At 62.9% G+C, this 21,549-nt stretch carries 20 protein-coding genes; 8 read left to right on the top strand and 12 right to left on the bottom strand.

Annotated elements, in window-relative coordinates; all coding sequences use genetic code 11:
• Positions 1-32: 32 nt before the first annotated feature.
• The 3 genes from ACN9M3_RS16470 to ACN9M3_RS16460 form a co-directional block, all read right to left on the bottom strand.
• Complete coding sequence (locus ACN9M3_RS16470) at positions 33-2,012, bottom strand: TonB-dependent receptor (RefSeq protein ID WP_426317975.1); 1,980 nt, start codon at positions 2,010-2,012, stop codon at positions 33-35.
• A gap of 81 nt (positions 2,013-2,093) precedes the next feature.
• Positions 2,094-2,450, bottom strand: coding sequence for a hypothetical protein (locus ACN9M3_RS16465; protein WP_426317974.1), 357 nt, complete (start codon positions 2,448-2,450; stop codon positions 2,094-2,096).
• A 19-nt stretch (positions 2,451-2,469) separates the two neighbouring features.
• Positions 2,470-3,720, bottom strand: coding sequence for an Hsp70 family protein (locus tag ACN9M3_RS16460; protein WP_426323773.1), 1,251 nt, complete (start codon positions 3,718-3,720; stop codon positions 2,470-2,472).
• Between the two features lie 169 nt (positions 3,721-3,889).
• Here ACN9M3_RS16460 and ACN9M3_RS16455 point away from each other — a divergent pair, with 169 nt between their 5' ends.
• Positions 3,890-4,981 carry a LacI family DNA-binding transcriptional regulator gene (locus ACN9M3_RS16455; RefSeq protein ID WP_426161509.1) on the top strand — a complete coding sequence of 364 codons (1,092 nt, stop codon included), beginning with the start codon at positions 3,890-3,892 and terminating at the stop codon, positions 4,979-4,981.
• Positions 4,982-5,153: 172 nt separating this feature from the next.
• On the opposite strand, the gene cphA (ACN9M3_RS16450) is transcribed toward ACN9M3_RS16455, so the two are convergent.
• Together cphA (ACN9M3_RS16450) and cphA (ACN9M3_RS16445) are read right to left on the bottom strand one after the other, a co-directional pair.
• On the bottom strand, positions 5,154-7,724 hold the full coding sequence (cphA, locus tag ACN9M3_RS16450; RefSeq protein ID WP_426317973.1) for a cyanophycin synthetase: 2,571 nt from the start codon (positions 7,722-7,724) through the stop codon (positions 5,154-5,156).
• 12 nt (positions 7,725-7,736) lie between these two features.
• The gene (cphA, locus tag ACN9M3_RS16445; RefSeq protein WP_426317972.1) at positions 7,737-9,914 is read right to left on the bottom strand and encodes a cyanophycin synthetase; all 2,178 of its coding nucleotides are present in this window, start codon (positions 9,912-9,914) and stop codon (positions 7,737-7,739) included.
• Positions 9,915-10,019: 105 nt separating this feature from the next.
• Between cphA (ACN9M3_RS16445) and ACN9M3_RS16440 the strand changes: the two genes are divergently transcribed.
• Complete coding sequence (locus ACN9M3_RS16440; protein ID WP_426317971.1) at positions 10,020-12,299, top strand: ABC transporter ATP-binding protein; 2,280 nt, start codon at positions 10,020-10,022, stop codon at positions 12,297-12,299.
• Positions 12,292-12,756 carry a DUF1854 domain-containing protein gene (locus ACN9M3_RS16435; RefSeq protein ID WP_426161505.1) on the top strand — a complete coding sequence of 155 codons (465 nt, stop codon included), beginning with the start codon at positions 12,292-12,294 and terminating at the stop codon, positions 12,754-12,756. Before ACN9M3_RS16440 ends, ACN9M3_RS16435 begins: the two co-directional genes overlap by 8 nt.
• Positions 12,757-12,764: 8 nt before the next feature.
• Here the strand turns inward: ACN9M3_RS16435 and ACN9M3_RS16430 are convergent, their stop codons facing one another.
• On the bottom strand, positions 12,765-13,619 hold the full coding sequence (locus ACN9M3_RS16430) for an aldo/keto reductase family oxidoreductase (RefSeq protein ID WP_426317970.1): 855 nt from the start codon (positions 13,617-13,619) through the stop codon (positions 12,765-12,767).
• Positions 13,620-13,715: 96 nt separating this feature from the next.
• On the opposite strand from ACN9M3_RS16430, the gene ACN9M3_RS16425 reads away from it, so the two are divergent.
• The 4 genes from ACN9M3_RS16425 (at position 13,716) to ACN9M3_RS16410 (ending at position 15,887) form a co-directional block, all read left to right on the top strand.
• Entirely contained in the window at positions 13,716-14,615 is a 900-nt protein-coding gene (locus ACN9M3_RS16425; RefSeq protein WP_426317969.1) for a LysR substrate-binding domain-containing protein, read from the top strand.
• 65 nt (positions 14,616-14,680) lie between these two features.
• Positions 14,681-15,067: a bacteriohemerythrin gene (locus ACN9M3_RS16420; protein ID WP_426161503.1), complete on the top strand. Its 387-nt coding sequence runs from the start codon at positions 14,681-14,683 to the stop codon at positions 15,065-15,067.
• Positions 15,068-15,112: 45 nt separating this feature from the next.
• Positions 15,113-15,562, top strand: coding sequence for a MerR family transcriptional regulator (locus tag ACN9M3_RS16415; RefSeq protein ID WP_426161502.1), 450 nt, complete (start codon positions 15,113-15,115; stop codon positions 15,560-15,562).
• Positions 15,516-15,887, top strand: a complete 372-nt coding sequence (locus ACN9M3_RS16410) for a carboxymuconolactone decarboxylase family protein (protein WP_426161501.1) — start codon at positions 15,516-15,518, stop codon at positions 15,885-15,887. Before ACN9M3_RS16415 ends, ACN9M3_RS16410 begins: the two co-directional genes overlap by 47 nt.
• Before the next feature lie 60 nt (positions 15,888-15,947).
• Here the strand turns inward: ACN9M3_RS16410 and fnr are convergent, their stop codons facing one another.
• The 5 genes from fnr to ACN9M3_RS16385 form a co-directional block, all read right to left on the bottom strand.
• Complete coding sequence (gene fnr, locus ACN9M3_RS16405; RefSeq protein ID WP_426161500.1) at positions 15,948-16,721, bottom strand: fumarate/nitrate reduction transcriptional regulator Fnr; 774 nt, start codon at positions 16,719-16,721, stop codon at positions 15,948-15,950.
• Between the two features lie 101 nt (positions 16,722-16,822).
• Complete coding sequence (locus tag ACN9M3_RS16400; protein WP_426161499.1) at positions 16,823-17,458, bottom strand: response regulator; 636 nt, start codon at positions 17,456-17,458, stop codon at positions 16,823-16,825.
• Positions 17,451-18,554 (bottom strand): response regulator, encoded by a 1,104-nt coding sequence (locus ACN9M3_RS16395; protein ID WP_426161498.1) that lies wholly within the window; start codon positions 18,552-18,554, stop codon positions 17,451-17,453. The genes ACN9M3_RS16400 and ACN9M3_RS16395 overlap by 8 nt, the downstream gene beginning before the upstream one ends.
• The gene (locus ACN9M3_RS16390; RefSeq protein ID WP_426161497.1) at positions 18,551-18,964 is read right to left on the bottom strand and encodes a response regulator; all 414 of its coding nucleotides are present in this window, start codon (positions 18,962-18,964) and stop codon (positions 18,551-18,553) included. The genes ACN9M3_RS16395 and ACN9M3_RS16390 overlap by 4 nt, the downstream gene beginning before the upstream one ends.
• Positions 18,961-20,451, bottom strand: a complete 1,491-nt coding sequence (locus ACN9M3_RS16385; RefSeq protein WP_426317968.1) for a sensor histidine kinase — start codon at positions 20,449-20,451, stop codon at positions 18,961-18,963. The genes ACN9M3_RS16390 and ACN9M3_RS16385 overlap by 4 nt, the downstream gene beginning before the upstream one ends.
• Before the next feature lie 174 nt (positions 20,452-20,625).
• Here ACN9M3_RS16385 and ACN9M3_RS16380 point away from each other — a divergent pair, with 174 nt between their 5' ends.
• A complete protein-coding gene (locus ACN9M3_RS16380) occupies positions 20,626-20,886 on the top strand; it encodes a TraR/DksA family transcriptional regulator (protein ID WP_426161495.1) in 261 nt (86 codons plus the stop codon).
• Here ACN9M3_RS16380 and ACN9M3_RS16375 read toward each other — a convergent pair.
• Positions 20,883-21,530, bottom strand: coding sequence for a hypothetical protein (locus ACN9M3_RS16375; RefSeq protein WP_426317967.1), 648 nt, complete (start codon positions 21,528-21,530; stop codon positions 20,883-20,885). The genes ACN9M3_RS16380 and ACN9M3_RS16375 overlap by 4 nt on opposite strands.
• Positions 21,531-21,549 lie beyond the last annotated feature (19 nt).

Raw genomic sequence — 21,549 nt, 5'->3', positions numbered from 1 at the left:
CGACTCCGTGCTACGTTTGATTTTGCGCAAACTCAGAACTTGGCGCGCACACCAAAGACAAAGCTGCGGCCTGGCAAAGGCGAAACATCCTTCAGCAGCGAGGTCGATACGCGGATTTCGTCATTCAACAGATTCTTCGCGAGCACGAACCAGGTCAGGTCCATGTCCTTCAGCTTCTGCGTGTACGACAGGTTTGCGTTCAACTGGTTGTAGGAACCGGTTGGCGTGGACTCGAAAGCTGCCAGGCGATCTTGCGCCTGTGCGTGAATCCACGTGGCGCCAGCGCGCCAGTTGGCCGTGCGGTAGCCGATGGTGGCGCCCACGCGCGACGCCGGCTGCAACGGCAGGCTGCCGCTGTCCTTCAGGTCGCCGTGCGAGGTGTCGGCAAACAGGCGGCCGTTCAGGCCCATGGCCAAGGGGTTGTATTCGATCTCCGCCTCGGCGCCGCGCACGGTGGCGTCGCCCTGGCTGAACAGGCGTTCGCGGAATTCGCCGCCGTCATTTCCTTCTTCATCAAGCGTGCGCCCGGTAACGTGGCCGTAAATGAAGTCGGAGATGCTGTTGTGGAACAGGTTGGCTTTCCAGCGAATCAGGCCCGCGGTCTTCTGCAGCGAGAACTCGATATTGCGCGAAGTCTCCTTGCGCAGGTTCGGGTCACCCTGGTCGAAGGTGATGGTCGCATCGTGCGGGCCGCCGGAGTACAGTTCCTCGGTCGATGGAGCGCGCTGCGCGCGCGACAGCGTCAGGCCGGTCGCATAACCCGGCGTGAACGACCACAAGGCGCCCAGGGCGCCGCTTTGCAGCGAGAACGAGCGATCCAGCCCGCTTACCGGTTCGCGCTTGATGCGTTCCAGGCGCAGGCCGGCATTGACGCGCACCGGTCCCCATTCCTTTTCCTCGACCAGGAAGCCGGCGGTGGAATTCGAGCGGGTCACCGGCACGGTATCCGGACCGCCTTCCGCGCTCAGCGCCGAGAAGTGCGTCAATTCGGTCTGCATGCCGAAAGTGCCATGCCAGCCGCTGATCGCCTTGTGCACGGCCTCGGCACGGGTTTCGACGGTGCGGTTCTTGAACAGCACTTCCGGCTGGCCATCGTCGCCCAGTTCAGCATGGTGGTAGTCCGTGTAGCCGGCCTTGAACTTGGCCGATTCGATGCCGGGCAGCGGGTTCTTGAACAGGCTGTCGATATCGTAACGGGTCTGGTGCTGGTCGATTGTCGAACCCTCCGCACTCGGGATGCCGTACTTGTTGTCCAGGCCCGAGACGGAGGCGCCGACGTAGCCCCAGCTATCGATGTAGGAACCGCCAAAGCCGGCACCCTTTTCCTTGGTGCCGGAATGCGGCAGGCGGCCGGAAGCCGAGTCAGGATCGCCTTCGATACGGTTGCCTGGAATCTTATAGTCGCCGGTCTGGCGGGTGTTCGCATCCAGGTGCAGCGCCAACTTGCCGATAGCGCCGTCGATGGTGCCGGAGCTCGCCTTGCCCTCATCGACGGTGCTGTAGCGCGCTTCCGCCTGGCCGGTCAGCTTCGGCTCCAGCGCGGGCGGAATGCGCTCGTTCACCACGTTGACCAGGCCGCCAATCGCGCCCGAACCGTACATCAGCGAAGCCGGGCCGCGCAGGATTTCGATCTGGTGCGCCACCGAACCTTCCGCAGATACGGCGTGGTCGTTGGACAAGCCCGACACATCGGAAACCGCCATGCCGTTCTCCAGCATCTTCACACGGGCGCCTTCCAGCCCGCGGATGATCGGGCGCGAAGCGCCGGCGCCGAAGGCCGAGGACGACACGCCCAGCTCGGATGACAGTGTTTCGCCCAGCGAGTTGGCCATCTTGTCGCGCAATTCGTCGCCGGACAGCACTTTGGCCGGCAGCAGGATTTGCTCGGTTTCGCCTTTATGGAAAGGGTTGGCGGTCACGACGACCTTGGTCACTTCGCCGTCATCGGCGCAGGCAATGGCGGATACGGCCGACAGGACGGCGCCTGCCAGCAAGGAGTACTTGAAATTCATATTTAACCTCTGGATACGACAAACAATAGGCAGCGCGCGGCGCAAGGCCGCGGCGGCAGCAAAAGCACGACGTTGTTTGTGTCAGACCAGGGGTGGCGCGCGCGAATCGTAGGCGCGTGCGGTGCGCGCGCTGTGCAGCTGCGGCAAGGCGGCGCCGGCTTGCGGCGCGTTGTAGTCGACAGACGGGAAGGTGAAGCTTGGCGTGTGGATCGCCGTCGCCAGCGAGGCAAAGGCCGCGCACTGGCTGCAGTTGTGATCCAGCGCGAGGCCGGCGCTCAGGCCATTGCCATCGACGTCGACATCGCTTGCCTGCTGCTGTTCGCTGCCATGTCGGAAGTCCGACCAATGCGATACCGCGTGCGCCATCCCGAGCTGCTGGGACAGGACCAGCAGCACCGCGAGCAAAACGTGCAGGAAATGGCGATTGGCTTTCTTCACGGCGGCTATTGTAAGCAGATTATGCAAACTTGCGCAATGCATCACGTGCCAGGCCGGCCCCGATGCTGCCGAACAGGTCGCCCTCGACGCGGCGGGCGCCCGGTACCAACGCGGCAATGCGCTCGCGCAGTAGCCGCACGCCGCTGGAACCGCCCGTGAAGAAGATGGTGTCGACCTGTCCTGGCTGGACCCCGGCATCGGCCAGCAACTGGGTCACCGTGGCGCCGACGCTCGATACCAGGTGCTCCACCGCGCTGTCGAAACCGCTGCGCGTCACCTCCAGCAGCACCGGCGGCCCAAAGCGCTCCAGGCCGAGCTGCACCTGGTCCTCGGTGGACAGGCCGATCTTGGCCTCTTCCACTTTCAATGCCAGCCAGTGGCCGGCGCGCTCCACGATCAGGTGCTGCAAGCGTTCCAGCTTCGCAGGCTCGCGCGCATCGCGGATCATTTCCGTCAACTGCGCCTGCATCTTGCGCGTGTAAGCCTGGTTGATGGTGTGCCAGGTCGCGAGGTTGAAGTAGTAACTGGACGGCACCTCGGCGCCGCTCAGGAACTGGCTGCCATAGCCCAGCAGCGGCATGACGCTTGACAGGCTGAGGTACTTGTCGAAATCGGTGCCGCCGATATGCACGCCGCCGGTGGCAAGGATGTCGTCCACCCGCTCGGTACGCGCCACACGGTCAGGCCCAAGCCGCACCAGGGTGAAGTCCGATGTGCCGCCGCCGATGTCGGCAATCAGGACCAGCTCTTCGCGGTCGATCTGCGCTTCATATTCGAAAGCGGCCGCGATCGGCTCGTACTGGAAAGCGACCTCGCGGAAACCGACGCTGCGCGCGATGTCGGCCAGGGTATCTTGCGCCAGCTGGTCGGCGACCTTGTCGTCATCGATGAAATGCACCGGGCGGCCCATCACCACATGGTCGAAATGGCGGCCGGCGGCGCTTTCGGCGCGGCGCTTCACTTCCCCGATGAACTGGGACAGCAGCAGGCGGAATGGCAGCGCACGGCCGCCAACCTCGGTCTGGCCATCAATCAGGCTGGTGCCCAGCAGGCTTTTCAGGGAACGCATCAGGCGCCCTTCGCAACCTGCCAGGTATTCGGCCAGCGCGGCGCGGCCATAGCTGGTTTCCTCGTCTTCAGCATTGAAGAAAACCACGGACGGCAGGGTCATCTTGCCATCTTCGAGTTCCAGCATGATGGGCTGGCCGGGGCGCACCCATCCTGCGGTGGAGTTGGAAGTGCCAAAGTCGATGCCGCAAGCCTGTGCCATCTTAATCATCCGAAAACCAAAAGGGGCGATATTTTACCAGAGCGCGGCGCGGCTTGGGCGCCACACCAAAGCCAGGCTGGCTCGTATAAACCGAGGGAAACTATTGCCATGTGGTAAGATTGAGGTTTATTTTCAAAATCGCAAGCAACCTTGCCGCAAAATCGCTTTCATGCGCCAAACCCAGCCACAACCTGCGATCAGCCTTGCCGAGCAAAAGGCCATCATCCTCCGGGAAGGGCGCCGCGTCACGTCTTATGATGTCGCGCTCGTGGCCGGCGTATCGCAATCGGCGGTTTCGCGCTGCTTCAAGCCTGGCGCCAGCGTATCGAAAGCGACCTATGCGCGGGTGATGAAGGCGGCCGAAGGGCTGGAATACATCCCGAACGCGGCGGCGCGCAGCCTGATCACGCGCCGCACCAATATCGTTGCGATCGTGGTGTCGCACACCAGCATGCTGTACAACCCGGCGGCCTTGTCGGAGCTTAGCCAGCAGCTTAACCGCCGCGGCAAGCGCGCCCTGCTCTTCACCATGCAGCACGAGGGCGAGATCGAGAGCATCCTGACCGAGATCTGGCAATTCCAGGTCGACGGCGTGGTGGCCGCATCCCGCCTGACCGAGGCGCATGTCGCGGAATTCAAGCGCAGGAAGGTGCCGCTGGTGGTGTTCAACCGCCATTTGCGCGACCTGGATGTCAATACGGTGCTGTGCGACCAGTATGAGGCCAGCCGTGCGCTGGTGACTCGCCTGGCCGCGGCCGGGCACCGTCAGTTTGCCCTGATTGGCGGGCCGGCCCAGAACTCTGTGGCGCGCGAACGCTTGCGCGGCGCGCTGGACCGGATCGCGGAGTTGGGGCTGCCTGACGCGCCGGTGTTCCATGGCTGCTTTGACTATTCCAGCGGCGTCGCCGGGCTGCACGAGCTGATTGCGCGCATCGGCGCGGTGCCCGATACAGTGATCTGCGGGAATGATGCGATGGCCATGGGTTGCGTGGACGCGGCGCGCCAGCATTTGCACATCGACGTGCCGTCGCAGATGTCGGTGGTGGGGTGCGATGCGGTTGAGGGGTCAACCTGGTTGAGCTATGAGCTCACCACACTGAAACAGCCATTGCACAAAATGGCGGTGGCGACTGCGGATCTGATCTGCAACCTGATCGAAGCTGATGGGGAGCATGAGGCGGAGAAGCGGGTGTTTGCTGCGCAGTTCGTGGAAGGCGAGACGGCGCGGCTGGTGCTGCCGAAGGCTGTTCTGGCTGCCTGAAAACCGGTAAACCCGGGTCTGACCCGCAGGGTCAGACCCAGTCTGTTCGAAGGCCGCTGGTTCGGGTTGTGCGCCTTGGACTTTCGTCGAAGATCAAAAGACCAGGCCTAACACCGCCGGCAGTCGATCTGACAGGGCCTGACCCTGCGGGTCAGACCCTGGTTTACCGGTTTTAGCCCGCAGCAATCCGGTCAGCAATATGCCGCAGCGATTCCTCCACCTGATCCACCAGGATCAGGCAAAGATCACCATCCTGCAGCCGGTCCATCGCCGTATCGATCGCAATGAACTCGCCGGTAATCTGGTCGATATTCCTGGTACGGCTCGCACCCACTAGCCCCTGGCGCAGCAAGCCCACCACCTCACCGTCAGCGCGCCCGCGCTGGCAAGCGTCCTGGTACAGGATCACATCGTCGAACGCCTTGCCGAGAATCTCGGTCTGCTCGCGAATATCCTGGTCGCGGCGGTCGCCCGCACCGGAAATCACCACAGAACGGCGCTTGGCCGGCATCGCATCGACAGCCTGCACCAGTGCCAGCATCGCATCCGGATTGTGGCCATAGTCCGCGATCACAGTCGCACCGCGGTACTTGAAGATATTGAAGCGGCCCGGAGCATTATGGCTATCGGTGGTAAAGGTCAGCAAGCCGCGGCGGATCGAATCCCAGTCAATGCCGGCGGCCCAGGCCGCAGCCACCGCCGCCATGGTGTTCTCCACCTGGAAGCCGATGGTGCCATTGAAGGTGATCGGCACATCGGCCAGCGGAATGCGCTGCTCGTTCTTGCCTTCCACCGCAACCAGCTGGCCATTTTCGATGTAGACGGTGCGTTTGCCCTGCGCCAGGTGCGTCGCCACAACCGGGTGGTAACGATCGGCGCCGAAGAAGATCACCTTGCCCTTGCACTTGGCGGCCATCGCAGCCACGATCGGATCGGTCGCATTCAGCACGGCGTAGCCATGCTCGTCGACATTCATCACGATCACGCGCTTCAGCACCGCCAGGTCTTCCACGGTGGTGATGTAGTTCAGGCCCAGGTGGTCGCCGGCGCCGATATTGGTCACCACGGCCACCTTGCAGCGGTCATAAGCCAGGCCTTCGCGCAGGATGCCGCCACGGGCGGTTTCGAAGACGGCCGCATCCACGTCGGGATGCTGCAGCACATTGCGCGCCGACCGCGGGCCGGAACAGTCGCCTGAATCGATCTGGCGGCCGTTGACGTACACGCCATCGGTATTGGTCATGCCCACGCGCAGGCCGGAGGACGCGATCAGGTGCGCGGTCAGGCGCACGGTGGTGGTCTTGCCGTTTGTGCCGGTCACCGCAATCACCGGAATGCGGCCATCGTCGCCCTCGGGGAACATGGTGTTGATGATTGCTTCGCCAATCGGACGGCCTTTGCCGTAAGACGGCGACAGGTGCATGCGCAGGCCAGGCGCGGCGTTGACTTCCACCACGCCGCCATTCTGTTCTTCGATAGGACGCAGCACGGAATCGCACACCACGTCCACGCCGCAGATATCCAGGCCGATCATCTGCGCCGCTTCCACCGCACGCGCCGCCACTTCAGGATGCACGTCGTCGGTGACGTCGGTGGCTGAGCCGCCGGTCGACAGGTTGGCGTTATTGCGCAGGACGACGCGCTGGCCGATCGGCGGCACGGAATCGGCCGCCAGTCCTTGCAGCGCCAGGCGCGCCAGGGCGATGTCGTCGAAACGGATCTTGGTCAGCGCGGTACCGTGGCCGGTGCCGCGGCGCGGGTCGGAATTGACGATGTCCACCAGCTCACGCACCGAGTGCACGCCGTCGCCCACAACATGCGGAGGATCGCGGCGAGCGGCAGCAACGAGCTTGTTGCCGATCACCAGCAGGCGGAAGTCGTGGCCGGCCAGGAAGCGTTCGACCATGATGTCGTCGCGGAATTCCTTGGCCGCGTTGTACGCTGCGATGGTCTGCTCACGGGTGGTAATGTTGACCGTTACGCCCTTGCCCTGGTTGCCGTCTTTCGGCTTGACCACGACAGGCAGGCCGATTTCCAGCGCGGCTTTCCATGCGTCCTCTGCGTCGACCGCGGTCCGGCCAACGGGCACCGGCACGCCGGCGGCGTCCAGCAGCTTCTTGGTCAGTTCCTTGTCCTGCGCGATGGTTTCGGCGATCGCGCTGGTGCTGTCCATTTCAGCAGCCTGGATGCGGCGCTGTTTGGAGCCCCAGCCGAAGCTCACCATCGAACCTTCGGTCATGCGGCGGAACGGGATCTTGCGCGCCACGGCGGCGTACACGATCGAACCGGTCGACGGCCCCAGGCGCACATCTTCGTCCAGTTCGCGCAACTCATGCAAGGCAGCTGCCAGATCGAATGGAGCGTCGTCCATGGCGGCTTTGCACAGCTTTTCAGCCCATTCCATCGCCAGGCGGCCTACCGCTTCCTCGGTGTACTCCACGACGGTCTGGTAAATGCCATCTTCCAGGGTCTGCGTGGTACGGCTGAAGGTGACGGGGCAGCCAGCTTCGGCTTGCAGACCCAGGGCCGCCAGTTCCAGCACGTGCGCCATCGGGATGGTGTCGGCATGTCCGTCCGGCTGCAGCTGCGCCAGGCGCGGGAAGCGGGTGCGCAGGCGCACTTCGAAACCAGGGATCTTGTCGACGGAGCGTTCTTCCGGCGTGCAGGACACGATGGCTTCAACAGCCGTATGGTGGCTCCACAGATTAGGGCCGCGCAGTGCGCGGAGGCGAATAACTTCCATTCCTGGTAATCCTTAGTTTTTCTTGGTATTCCACTCGAAGGTGCGCAGCGCGGCACCAATCAGGTCCGGCGACAGGCCCATGGCCCAACCGGCGCCGATTGCAGCCAGCACTGCTTCCTTGCGGTCTTCACCGCTGGCCGGCAGGCAGGACGGCGGCAGCACTGCCAGCTCGTCGCGGCCGGCAGCCATGACGAAACCGCCATCGCGCAGGAACACGGCACGGCCGCCATCCTGGCGGTGCGAGTCGATCGCAGGCACATGTTCGTCGGTACCGTAGAAGATCACGTCGCCGTCGCACAGTTCGGCCATTTCGACCACTTGCGCATCGGAGGCATTCAGCACGGCAGCACCTTCCGGCAGCACGACGTCGACCTGGGTACGCAGCACGCCGTACATCTGTTCAGCAGTGTTGATGTAGAACTCGCCCAGCTCCTCGTGGCCGGCGGCGTCGGTCACCACGCCCACCATGCACTTGTCGTAAGAGAAGCCTTCGCTCAGGATCATGCGGCCGGAATTGGCGAATACCGCCGCTTCCACATTCTTGTTCAGGAGCAGGCGCTCGCCGGATTCCCATTCGGTCAACGGACCGCGCGCCACATTGCGGCCATTCAGGAACACACCCTGCTCGGTCGCAGTGCCGACGTAACGGCCGCTCATTTGCAGCAGCCAGCCGATCAGGCGTGCGATCAGCGCGTTCTGGCGGCTGCCGGCCACGCCCACGATCGGGATGCGGCCATCGTCGTCTTCCGCGAACAGCTGGTCGGCAATCGCGTGACCAACCGGGCGCGCCACGCCGCCGGCGGCAGGCTTCAGGTGCGCCAGCAAGCCTGGGCTCGCGTTCACTTCGATGATCGCGCCGCCCTGCTCTTCCAGCGGTTTGGATATGTCGGCGGCAACCAGGTCGATGCCGGCGATGTCGAGGCCAATCGTGCGGGCCGCCAGCGCTGCCATTTCGGCAACCGCCGGGTGCACCAGGTCGGTCACGTCGTTGGCCACGTTGCCGTTGACCTGGATCAGGACCTTGCGGCCGGCTTCCACCACCGAGTCCGGCGTCAGTCCCTGGCGCTTCAGGTCCAGCTGCACTTCTTCCGACTTCTTCGGTTCAACGATATTCAGCGGGAATTCTTCAGTGGTGCCGCGGCGCGGGTCGGTGTTGATCTGGCTGTCCACCAGCTCCTGCACAGAGGACTTGCCGTCGCCAGTCACCCACAGCGATTCGCCCATGGACGCTGCCACCATGCGGCGGCCAACCACCAGGAGCCGGTGTTCATTACCGACGATGAATTTCTCGACGATCACGCTCTTGCTGCCGCCGCGCACAACGGCAATATCGTAAGCAGCGCGCACGTCGGCTTCGGTCATCAGGTTCAGCGACACGCCGCGGCCATGGTTGCCGTCGTAAGGCTTGACGGCCACCGGCAGTCCGATGTCCTGCGCTTCTTCCCAGGCCTCGTCGGCGCTCTTGACCAGGGTGCCTTCCGGCACCGGCACGCCAACGGACTTCAGCAGGTCCTTGGTCATGTCCTTGTCTGAGGCAATGCCTTCGGCGATGGCGGAGGTGTTGTCGGTTTCCGCAGTCCAGATGCGGCGCTGGCGCGCACCGTGACCCAGTTGCACCAGGTTGCCGTCGGTCAGGCGGATATGCGGAATCTTGCGGTCGGTCGCCGCGTCCACGATGGAGGCGGTCGATGGGCCGAGGCACAGCGATTCGACCATCGAAGTCAGTTTTTCAACGGTGGCGGCCAGGTCGTATGGCTTGTCCTCGATGGCCGCCATCAGCAGGTCCTTGCCGGCGGCCAGTGCGGCGCGGCCAACCTGCTCCTGGCGGGTGCGGAATGCCATTTTGTAAATGCCGCTGCCTTCGGCGGTCTGGCGGGTCTTGCCGAAGCCGGTACGCATGCCGGCCAGGTTTTGCAATTCCAGCACCACGTGTTCGAGGATATGGCCAGCGTAGGTGCCGTCGCGCAGGCGCTCACAGAAGCCGCCGCGTTCGCCGACGCCGCAGCGATGCTCGATCAGGCCAGGCAGGAAGGCCGTCAAGCGTTCATAAAAACCGGGGAGTTTGTTCGAGGGGTAGTTTTCAAGCTCGCCGATATCCAGCCAAGCCTCGATCACCGGGCGATAGGTCCAGATGTTCGGTCCGCGCAGGTGTGTTACACGGAGAAACTCAATGTCTTTCTTTTTTGTCATGTTTTAGCTCTTGTACCTCTTGCGGTATACTCCGCCCGTCCTTCTATTTTCCCACTGTTTCGCAATTCTTGCCACTTGGCAAAGAGTGCCGGAGTCTGATCCACAATGATAACAAACCAACTTTCCTCTGAGCTCAGCCTGACAGAACTTCCCGACAGGTGGCGCACAGAGTTGCCAGCGCTTGCACCCGAAGAAAACGTACTTGGCGCGCTGGAGGTTGACCTGGACTCCAAGCTTCACTTCAACAAAGGCCTGGTACTCCTTACGGAGCGCCGCATTATGGCACGCGCACCCGGTGAAACGGTATGGCGAGATTGGACTTATCGTCCTGGCATGTCGCTAAAACTGCACGATCACGCCGGTGTCGGCCACCTGGAACTGGTGGATGACAAGCAGCGCCTGGCCGCGTGGCGCTTTACGCTTGGCCAGAACCTGCTCGCCATCCGCTTGTCCGAGAACTTCCCGCGCCTGCTGGAAGCGCACGTGCACGGCAAGCCGCTGCAGCAGGTCGAACAGAATTCCTGCCCTACCTGCAAGGCGCCGCTGGAAGCCGACCAGGAAGAATGCCCGGTCTGCACCAAAGTCGCCCACACGCCGCCGTCCACCTGGACCCTGTTCCGCCTGTGGCGCTTTGCGCGTCCCTACCAATGGCAACTGGCGCTTGGCTTTGCCATGATGCTGCTGTCGACCGGCGCGCACCTGATCCCGCCGTACATCATCATGCCGCTGACGGACAACGTGCTGATCCCTTACCAGAACGGCAAGCCGGTGGAGCACATGCTGGTGGTGCAGTACATGGCAGCGTTGACCGGCGCCGCCGTGCTGGCGTGGATCTTCGGCTGGGCCAAGACCTATGTGCTGGCGCTGGTCTCGGAACGCATCGGCGCGGACCTGCGCACGACGACGTATGAACACCTGCTGCGCATGTCGCTGGAGTATTTCGGCGGCAAGCGCACTGGCGACCTGATGTCTCGCATCGGCTCCGAATCGGACCGGATCTGCGTCTTCCTGTCCCTGCACCTGCTCGATTTCGCCTCCGATGTCCTGATGATCATCATGACCGGCGTGATCCTGTTCACCATCGATCCCTGGCTGGCCATTGCCACCCTGCTGCCGCTGCCTTTCATCGCATGGATGATCCATCTGGTGCGCGACAAGCTGCGTACCGGCTTTGAAAAGATCGACCGCGTCTGGGGCGAAGTGACCAACGTGCTGGCCGATACGATTCCCGGCATCCGCGTGGTGAAAGCGTTTGCGCAGGAAACCCGCGAAGCAACCCGCTTCCGTACCGCCAACAAGCACAACCTGGCCGTCAACGACAAGTTGAACAAGGTATGGTCGCTGTTCTCGCCGACCGTGTCCTTCCTGACCGAACTGGGTATCCTGGTGATCTACGTGTTCGGCATCTGGATGATCTCCAAGCACAACATCACCGTCGGCGTCCTGAGCTCCTTCGTCCTGTACGCCAACCGCTTCTATGGCAAGCTGGATTCCATGAGCCGCATCGTGTCGGTGACGCAGAAGTCCGCTTCGGCCGCCAAGCGCATCTTCGACATCCTGGACCACGTGTCGAGCGTGCCCGATCCGGTGCAGCCGGTGAAGGTCGAGAAGGTCCGCGGCGACATCACGCTGCGCGAAGTGGGCTTCCGCTACGGTAACCGCGCCGTCAACCGCGGGGTGAACCTCGAGATCAAGGCCGGCGAAATGATTGGCCTGGTGGGCCATTCCGGCTCCGGCAAGTCGACCCTGGTCAACCTGATCTGCCGCTTCTACGACGTGGCGGAGGGCGCGATCCTGCTGGATGGCGTGGATATCCGCAACTACGCGGTGTCGGACTACCGCCGCAATATCGGCCTGGTGCTGCAGGAGCCTTTCCTGTTCTTCGGCACCATTGCGGAAAACATCGCCTACGGCAAGCCGGAAGCCACCCGCGAAGAAATCATGAAGGCCGCCCGCGCAGCGCACGCCCACGACTTCATCCTGCGCCTGCCGCAGGGTTACGATTCGATGGTGGGCGAGCGCGGCCAGGGCCTGTCGGGCGGTGAACGCCAGCGTATTTCGATTGCGCGCGCGCTGCTGATCGATCCGCGCATCCTGATCCTCGACGAAGCGACTGCATCGGTGGACTCGGAAACGGAAAAAGAAATCCAGAAGGCGCTGGACAACCTGGTCGCCGGCCGCACCACGATTGCCATTGCGCACCGCCTGTCAACGCTGCAGCGTGCGAATCGCCTGGTGGTGATGGACCGCGGCAAGGTCGTCGAAGAAGGCCCTCATGAAGAACTGATGGCCAGGGAAGGCGCCTACTACCGCCTCTACCAGGCGCAGGCACGTAACGTCGATACAGACATGGATGACAAGGCAAAGAGCCGTGAAGATGATTAATTTTACTTTGAGCCGGGACAGCTTCGGTAAGCTGAACCTGATCGACGCCAACGGCGTGCTGCATGAAGGCGTGTCGCCGGTACGCGCGTTTCCCATCCAGGCGCCGGATGAAGGCCTGTCGCTGGTAAACACCGACGGCAAGGAAGTGGCCTGGCTGGATCGTATTTCCGACCTGTCGCCGCAACTGGCGGACATCGTGCGCGAAGAACTGGCCGGCCGTGAATTCATGCCGGTCATCCAGCGCATCGTGGACGTGGGCAGCTATGCCTGCCCTTCCACCTGGAGCGTCGAAACCGACCGCGGCGATACCACCTTCGTGCTGCGCGGCGAAGAAGATATTCGCCGCATCGGCAGCGTTTCCTTGCTGGTGTCGGACAGCCACGGCATCCACTTCCTGATCCGCGACCAGTTCGCGCTGGATAAGCACAGCAAGAAGATCCTCGATCGATTCCTCTAAGCGCGCCGCTAGCGCGCCATGCCATCCAGTTCCGCCAGGACCTCGCCGGGCAAATCGAGCGCCTGCGCGGCAAGGTTCTCCTTGAGGTGGGCAATCGAGGTGGTCCCCGGAATCAACAGCACATTCGGCGACCGGTACAGCAGCCAAGCCAGGGCCACCTGGTTCGGGGACGCGCCCAAGCGGGCGGCGACACGCGACAAGGTAGACGACTGCAGCGGCGAGAACCCGCCCAAGGGGAAGAACGGCACGTAGGCGATACCATCGCGTGCCAGTTCATCAATCAAGGCGTCGTCATTGCGGTGGGCCAGGTTGTACTGGTTTTGCACGCACACGATCTCGCACATCCGCCGGCCCTCGGCCACCTGGGCATGGGTCACGTTGCTCAAGCCGATGTGGCGTACCAGGCCTTTGCGCTGCAGCTCAGCCAGCGCGGCAAGCGGCCCTTCGATCGAGCCCTCAGCCGGCTGCATCGGATCGATCATCAGGCGCAAATTGACGACATCCAGTTTGTCGAGCCCCAGGTTGCGCAAGTTGTCATGCACGGCCTGTTCCAGTTCAGCAGGCGAACAAGCCGGCAGCCAGGAAGAATCGGCGCCGCGCCGGGCGCCAATTTTCGTGGCAATCACCAGGCCATCGCGGTAGGGGCGCAAGGCTTCGCGGATCAATTGGTTGGTTACGTGCGGGCCGTAGAAATCGCTGGTGTCGATGTGATCGACACCGGATTCAACCGCCGTGCGCAAGACCTTCAATGCGCCTGCTGTATCGGCCGGCGGTCCGAAAACATGCGGCCCTGAAAGGCGCATGGCGCCGTATCCCATGCGATTGACGATCAGGTCTCCGAGGCAGTAAGTGTGCTGGGACATGGTAGAGCTCCTTTTCAATGAGGTTCCCAGTCTAGAAGCGAATCGACCGTTCGATAAGCCGGTATAATTAAAACAGCCCGTACGAAAATTTGCACAATGCGCGTCGATCTTGCCGACCTGAATGCTTTCATTGCCGTTGCACGCGCCCAAGGCTTTCGCGAGGGCGCGCGTGCGATGGGCGTCAGCGCATCCGGCCTCAGCGAAGCGGTGCGCCGCCTGGAAGCCCAGTTGGGAGTGCGGCTGCTGAACCGCACCACACGCAGCGTCACCCCCACTGAAGCGGGCAAGCGCCTGCTGGCGCGCCTCCAGCCCGCCCTGTCCGAAGTGGATGCCGCCCTCGCCGAAGTGAACGGCCTTCGCGACCGGCCAGCCGGAAGGTTGAAGCTGAACGTCCCCATCAGCGCAGCACGACTGATATTGCCGGCCATCGTACCGGCGTTCCTGGCCGCCTATCCCGACATACAACTGGAAATTACTGCAGAAGAAGGCCTCATCGACGTGCTTGCCGCGGGCTGCGACGCAGGCATTCGCTATGACGAGCGCCTTGAGCAGGACATGATCGCGGTACCCATCGGCCCACGGGTACAGCGCTTTGCCGCCGCTGCCGCACCCGCCTACCTCGACAAACGCGGACGGCCCGACCATCCACAACAACTGCTTCTGCACGATTGCTTGCGCATGCGTTTTTCCGGACGCGCAGTGCAACCATGGGAATTCAGGCGCGATGGGGAAACCGTGAAAGTCGATGTCAACGGCCCCTTGCTGGTGGAGCCATCCGGTGCCGTTGAACTGATCGTGGATGCGGCCGAGGCAGGAAGCGGCGTCATCTACCTGTTCGAAGACTGGCTGCGCCCGCACCTGGACAACGGCGCCCTGGAAGCGGTGCTGGAACCCTGGTGGCAATCCTTTACGGGCCCATTCCTCTACTACTCAGGGCGCCGCCTGGTTCCGCCGCCCTTGCGCGCGTTCATAGACTTCGTCAAAAGTGAAAATTGACATAGATCATGTGCCCGAATTTTTTCCAGCGGCACAATTGCGGTTCGACACTACTGGAGAACCCCATGGATTCCATCGTCTTCGGGCCGGACCTCGCACTGGGCATTCCCGTTCTCGACCAGTCGCACCGCATCGTCTTCGACATGCTCGACGCCATGGAAAGCCTGCCCCGTCCCGCCTTTGACGCAGCCTGCCGCGACCTGGCAACTGAATTCATGGAACACCTGCGCGAAGAAAACAGCCTGATGGAGCGCATCGCCTACCCGGCTGCCCAGGCCCACCGCGCAGCCCATGGCTACTTGCTGGAAAAGGTCGCCCGCACCCTGCGCCTGCTGAAGGACGACGAGGAAGCCACGGCACGCGACATCATCCGCACGCTGCCGGACTGGCTCGAAGCCCACATCAACACCATGGACCTTGCGCTCGCAGTTGCGGCTTCCCGGTTAGAGTAATAAAGTGCTTGACTTAGAGTGCACTCTAACTTTTACGATCACCCCATGGAATCGCACCTGAGCATTGACGAAGTCGCCAAACGTACCGGCCTCACGGCCTACACACTCCGCTATTACGAGCGCATCGGGCTGATTGCCCCGGTCAATCGTGCGGCGGGCGGCCAGCGGCGTTACGCGGCCTCGGACCTTGCCTGGATCGAATTCCTGCTGCGTCTGCGAACGACCCATATGCCAATCGGCAAAATGCAGTCATTCGCAAAACTTCGCGGCGCTGGGGACTCGACGGTGCCTGAACGGCGCCGGATGCTAGAAGAGCATATGCAGGACGTGCTCGCCGAAATCGAGGCGATGCAACAATCTGCAGCATCATTGCAGGCCAAGATCGAGTATTACCGCTCCCTGGAGCAGTCCCTGGCGTCGAATCCAACCACCGATGGAGCACATGCCAATGAACACCGAAAGCCGCTACGAGCGCGGGCTCGCAAAACTGCGTGAAGTCGACGGCCAGGCCGGCGACCGCGTCGTTCAAAGCCTGGAAGATATTGCGCCCGATTTCGCCCGCTACCTGATCGAATTCCCCTTTGGCGACATCTATTCGCGCCCGGGGCTTGACCTGAAATCACGCGAGATCGCTGTGGTGGCCGCGCTGACCGCCATGGGCAACGCTGCGCCCCAGCTCAAGGTGCACATCCACGCCGCCCTTAACGTCGGCGTCAGCCGCGAAGAGATCGTGGAGACCATCATGCAGATGGCCGTCTACGCTGGCTTTCCGGCTGCGCTCAACGGCCTGATGGCCGCCAAAGAAGTGTTCGCGCAATAAAAAAGGGGCAGCAAGAGCTGCCCCATACACCCCCTACAGGTGAGAAAACTGGTAAGCCGGTCAGGCGACAGCGAGTTCCTGCGCCATGCCGCCGGACGACATGGCCTCGAGCCTGGCGCGGTCGGTAATGCGCAGATCGCGGTTGCTCAGGACGATCGAGCCATCCTGGCGCAGGCGGGCCAGCTGGCGGCTGACGCTTTCCACGGTCAGGCCCAGGTAGCCGCCGATATCTTCACGCGACATGCGCAACTGGAAGCTGGTCGAAGAGTAGCCGCGCTGGGCGTAACGGCCGGCGAGGTTCAGCAGGAACATGGCCAGCCGCTGTTCGGCACGCATATGACTCAGGAACAGCATCACCGACTGCTCGCGCTGGATTTCGCGGCTCATGGTGCGGTGGAACTGCTGCAGCAGGCCAGGAATCTGCATCACCAGCTCTTGCAGGCGGTTGAAGGGGATCTCGCAGACTTCACTGTCCTCCAGCGCCACGGCATTGCAAGAATGCTGGCCATTGCCGATGGCTTCCATGCCCAGCAGGTCGCCGGCCATGTGGAAACCGCCAATCGTCTGTTCGCCGCGCTGGTTCACCTGCACGGTCTTGAAGTGGCCGAAGCGCACGGCATACAGGCTGTGGAAGCTGTCGCCGGTCTTGTACAGCGGCTCGTCGCGGTTCACGCGGCGGCGGCGGGAAATGATCTGGTCAAGGCGAGCAACATCTTCGTCGGCCAGGCCCTGTGGCAAGCAAAGGCGGTTGAAGCTGCACAGCGAGCATTTGGCTGCGACTGGTGCGCAGGATTTGGTGGCGTTTGCAGGGGTGATTGGGATGACCGGGCTCATTTTGCTGCTCCTTGTTTTCGATGGAAGCAGTATCGCGCCCGGCGTCATTTCCCGGTATCAAGCATCCTGTGCAGTTGCTGTAGTGGTTCCCCTACAGCCGCTCAGATCAGCCCGTGCTCGAGGGCATAACGGGTCAGCTCAGCATTCGTGGACATGCCCATTTTCTCGAGGATGCGGCTGCGATAGGTTGTCACAGTGTTAGGACTGAGGTGTAGTTTTTCCCCTATGCGCACCAGGGACTCGCCCTGGGCAATCAGCTTGAAGACTTCCAGTTCGCGGTTGGAAAGCTCTTCGTGGTCGCCGCTCGCGCCGCCGCCGACCAGGGTTGCCAGTTTTTCAAGCAGCGCCGGGCTGACGTGCTTGCCGCCCGAGGCAGCCTTGCGCACGGCCTCGATCAGGGTCGCCGTCGGCGCATCCTTGGTCAGGTAGCCGGAGGCGCCCGATTTCAGCGCGCGCACCGCGTAAATTTCCTCGGAATAGGTGCTCAGCACCAGCACCGCCATGCGCGGGCATTCGCTGCGCAGGGTCTTCAACAGGTCCAGGCCATTCTTGCCCGGCATCTTGATGTCCACCAGTGCCACGTCGAAACTGCGCTCGGCCACGCGCTGCATCGCTTCCACGGCGTTGCCGGCCTCGCCCTCCACGCTGATGTCGGGCGCCGTGCCCAGCATGAGGCGCACGCCGTTGCGTGCAATCGCATGGTCGTCGACCAGCAAAACGGTGATCCTGTCACCCATTCTTGTCCTCCAAAGGCAGGCGCAGCTGCAGGGTAGTGCCCTGCCCGGCCTTGCCGCTGATATTCAGTTCGCCGGCAAAGCGGCGCGTGCGCTCGTGCATGCCGAACAAGCCCCAGGATTCGCGGTCGGACAAGCCGGCACTCTCGATACCCTTGCCATTGTCTTCCACCCGCAGCACCACGTTTTCGCCGTCAATGTCCACGATGACGCGCGCCTCGCTCGCTTCGGCATGGCGCACCACGTTGGTCAGCGCTTCCTGCGCGACGCGGAACAACATGGTGCTGCGCTCCGCATCGAGCTCCAGCGCCTGCGCCTCCGGCGTGATATTGCAGGTGCATTGCAAGCCGCTGCGCTGCGCCACCTGTTCCGCATACCATTCCAGCGCAGGCCAGATGCCCAGCTGGTCCAACACGCTTGGACGCAGGTCGGTAATCACGCGGCGCACGGTCTCTATCGCATCTTGCGCCAGCTTGGCCGCATCCTTCAACAGTGGGTCCGATTGCTCGCCGCCGCGCTCGATGGCGACCGAGATATAGGCCTTGATGCCGGTCAGCAGGCCGCCCAGTTCATCATGGATTTCCTGGGCGATGCGGGTGCGTTCGTGTTCCTTCAGTTTTTCCTGGTACGCGGCCAGTTCACGCAGCTCTTTCTGCGACTGCCGCAGCACCTGTTCAGCCAGTTGTTTCTCGTCGATCAGGCGCTGCTCGCGCAGCAGGCGGTCGATGGCACCAGCCAGGAAGTCGAGGTAGCGGCCGTCGCTGTCCTTCACCAGGTAGTCGCGCGCGCCGCGGCGCATCGCTTCTGCCGCCACGGTGGCACTGTCGGCGCCGGTCAGCATCATCACCGGGATATTTGGCTGAGGCTCGCCGCGGTCTGCCGCAAGGCGGGCTAGGAATTCAAGCCCGGTCAGGTCGGGCAAGTGATAATCGAGCAGGATGCAGTCGGGCTCTTCGCGCAAGGCGATATCCAGGCCTTCCTGGCCGCTTTCCGCTTCCAGCAATTCGCAGTTGAAGCCCGGCGCCTGCGCAAAGGCGCGGCGGCAGGCGATACGGTCAACGATATCGTCTTCGACGATAAGGACCCTTACCCTGTTCATGGCAGCTCGCTGATGGTCCAGTACAGGTTGATGGAGCGGACCACCTCCACGAACTGGCGGTAGTCCACCGGCTTGGTCATGTAGCCGGCGACGCCCAGGTCGAAGCTGCGCATCTTGTCCTGCTGTTCTTCCGACGTGGTCAGGACGATGACCGGGATGCGGCGCAGCAGCGGGTCCTGCTTGACGTTCTGCAGGAACTCGATGCCGTTCATGATCGGCATGTTCAGGTCCAGCAGGATGATGCATGGCTGTTCGTTGCCCGGCTCGCGCAGGTATTCCAGCGCGGCCTCGCCGTTTTCCGTCGCCACGACACGGTTGCTGACATGGACTTCCTTCAGCGCGCGCAGGATGGTCATCACGTCGACCTGGTCGTCTTCCACCAGCAGGATCGGCTTGCTCGTATTATTCATGCGTTATTCTTTCTTTTCTTTGGCAGGGTGAAATAGAAGGTCGTGCCCTTGCCCAGCTCGGACTCCAGCCACACCCTGCCCTGGTACATTTCCACAATTTTTTTCACCAGCGCCAGGCCGACACCCGTGCTTTCAACCCGGTCGCGCGGCGCCAGCGTCTGGAACAGCTGGAAAATCCGTTCAAAATGACGCTCGGCGATGCCGGGGCCGTTGTCGCGAACGTGGAAGCGCCACTGGCTGCCTTCGTCGGCCCAGCCCACTTCGATTTCGCCGTCCGGCTTGTCCATGTACTTGACCGCGTTCGACACCAGGTTGTGGAACAACTGCTGGATGCGGGTCGGTTCGCCGGCAACCGTCGGCATGCCGGGCATCACGGTAACCTTGATATGCGCCGGAACTGCCAGCAGGTCGACCACCTCGGCCACCAGCTGGTCGAGCTGCACCGGCACCACGGCTTCCCTGATGCGTCCCACGCGCGAATACTGCAGGATGCCGTCGATCAGGGCACCCATGCGGTGGACCCGGTTGATCAGGAGCCGCATGTGCTCCTTGCCTTCTTCATTGAACTTGTCGGCGTAATCATGCGCCAGCCAGTCGGCCAGCGAGCCGATGCCGCGCAGCGGCGCTTTCAGGTCGTGCGATACGACGTAGGCAAAGTTGGTCAGTTCTTCGTTGGCGCTGGTGAGCTCCTGCAGCAGTTGCTGCGCCTTTTCTTCGGCGTGCTTGCGCTCGGTGATGTCGCGCACCAGTCCAGTGAACATGCGGCGCCCGCCCAGCCACATTTCCGTGACGGCCAGGTCCATCGGGAAAATACTGCCGTCGCGGCGCAGGCCCTGCACCTCACGGCCCTTGCCGATGATGCGCTTTTCGCCGGTGGTCATGTAATGCTGCAGGTAGCCGTCGTGCGCTTCGCGGTGCGGCGCCGGCATCAGGATCTTGACGTTGCGGCCAAGGACTTCCGATTCCGGATAGCCGAACATGCGCTCTGCGGCCGGGTTGACCCGTTCGATGATGCCGTGCTCGTCGATCGTGATGATCGCATCGACCGCCGTTTCGAAGATCGCGCGCATGCGCGCTTCGCTTTCCTGCAGCGCGTGTTCGGCCTTCTTGCGGGCGCTGATATCGTGGATGGTCGCCATCACCATCGGCTGGGTGCCATTGTCCTGCAGGGGCGACAGGCTCACCTCGACCGGGAACTCGGTGCCGTCCTTGCGGGTGGCGAACAGTTCGAATCCGGCCCCCATGGCGCGCGGATGCGGGCGTTCGAAATAGCTGCCGCGCAGGCCAACGTGGCCGTGGCGGAAGCGTTCCGGAATCAGCGATTCCAGCGACTTGCCTTGCAGTTCGCCCGGCTCATAGCCAAACAGGTTTTCCAGCGCCGGGTTGACCAAGATCAGTTGGCCTTCCTTGTCGATGATCAGCATCGCGTCCGTCGCCGACGCCAGCAGCCATTGCAGGCTGCGTTCCGCAATCGTTGAATGTGTCAAAGCCTGGTCCTGTCGGTGGTCAAATCCTGTCATCCTAAGATTGTAGCGTCCCTTGGGGCAAGAGGCCAAATGCGGGTCCTCAAGAATAAGTCGGTCAAACTTGACTTAGGTCAAGCGGCACAGGTGACGCGGCGCAAGATGCCCGTTAAAGTGCCCCAAAAGTGGAGACTAGCCATGCTACCTGAAGAAATTGACCGTTGGACTGCCGTCCTGCGCCAGCGGCGCGAGGTGCTGGCTGGCCGCGACTCCGCCGAAGTGGCTGCGATCGATGCTGCGCTGGAGCGTTTGCAGGCCGGGACCTTTGGCCAGTGCCTGCACTGCGGGGGCGCGATCTCCGCGGGGCGCATGCAGGCCCAGCCTGGGGCCGCGACTTGCCTGGCATGCCAGGAACTCGCCGAACGCCAGCGCTCCTTCATCTCGCTTCCTGCCGCTTAACGCAGCTTCGACCTGTATGGCCTGCATGCCGGGCCTTCGCTTTCCGCCCCATTGCAGATATGCCGCCGGCACTCCACGGCGCCGGGCTCGCCAGGCCATGGGCAGCGCTTGAAGACTTCCGCGTACCTCTCCGGTTCGGCTACAGGCTTGCGGCGCAGTGCACTTTTCTTGCGTGGCGGCTGTTTGGCGCTGGCCTGATGCTTCGAGCGCGCAGTAGCGCCATTCCCAGGGCGCGCGCGGTGGCGCGGAGCCGCGACGGGCTTGCTTGCTGCGGGCTCCGTGACCGATGAACCCTCCAACGCCGACCCGCCTTGCCTGCTGGCGGCCTGCATTCCCGGTTCCGCAAGCGCCGGCGCCCGCGCCACGGCCTGTGGCCCTGGCGCCGTCTGCGCCCTGCCGCCATCCGGTGCAAGCGTGGTGGCGACTGCCATCAGGTCCCGTTCAATGCCTACGCGCTGCGCGAGGACGACCGCGCCACCCGCCAGGCCGGCCAGCAGCGCTCCGCATGACATCCAGAACACCGGCCCTTGCCACTCCAGCAGCCGCGCCCGCGACGGGCGGCCGGGGCGCACAGGCGGTTCCGCGCCCGCATCCTGCGCCGGCGGCGGCTGCGGCTTTTCGCTGTCGTCTTGTTGTTCTGTCATACGCCAAACATAGCAACAA

The organism is Pseudoduganella sp. R-43, assembly GCF_049913255.1.
Classification (GTDB): domain Bacteria; phylum Pseudomonadota; class Gammaproteobacteria; order Burkholderiales; family Burkholderiaceae_D; genus Rugamonas.
Note: the sequence above shows the minus strand (reverse complement) of the source record. Positions and strands in the feature narration are given on the sequence as shown.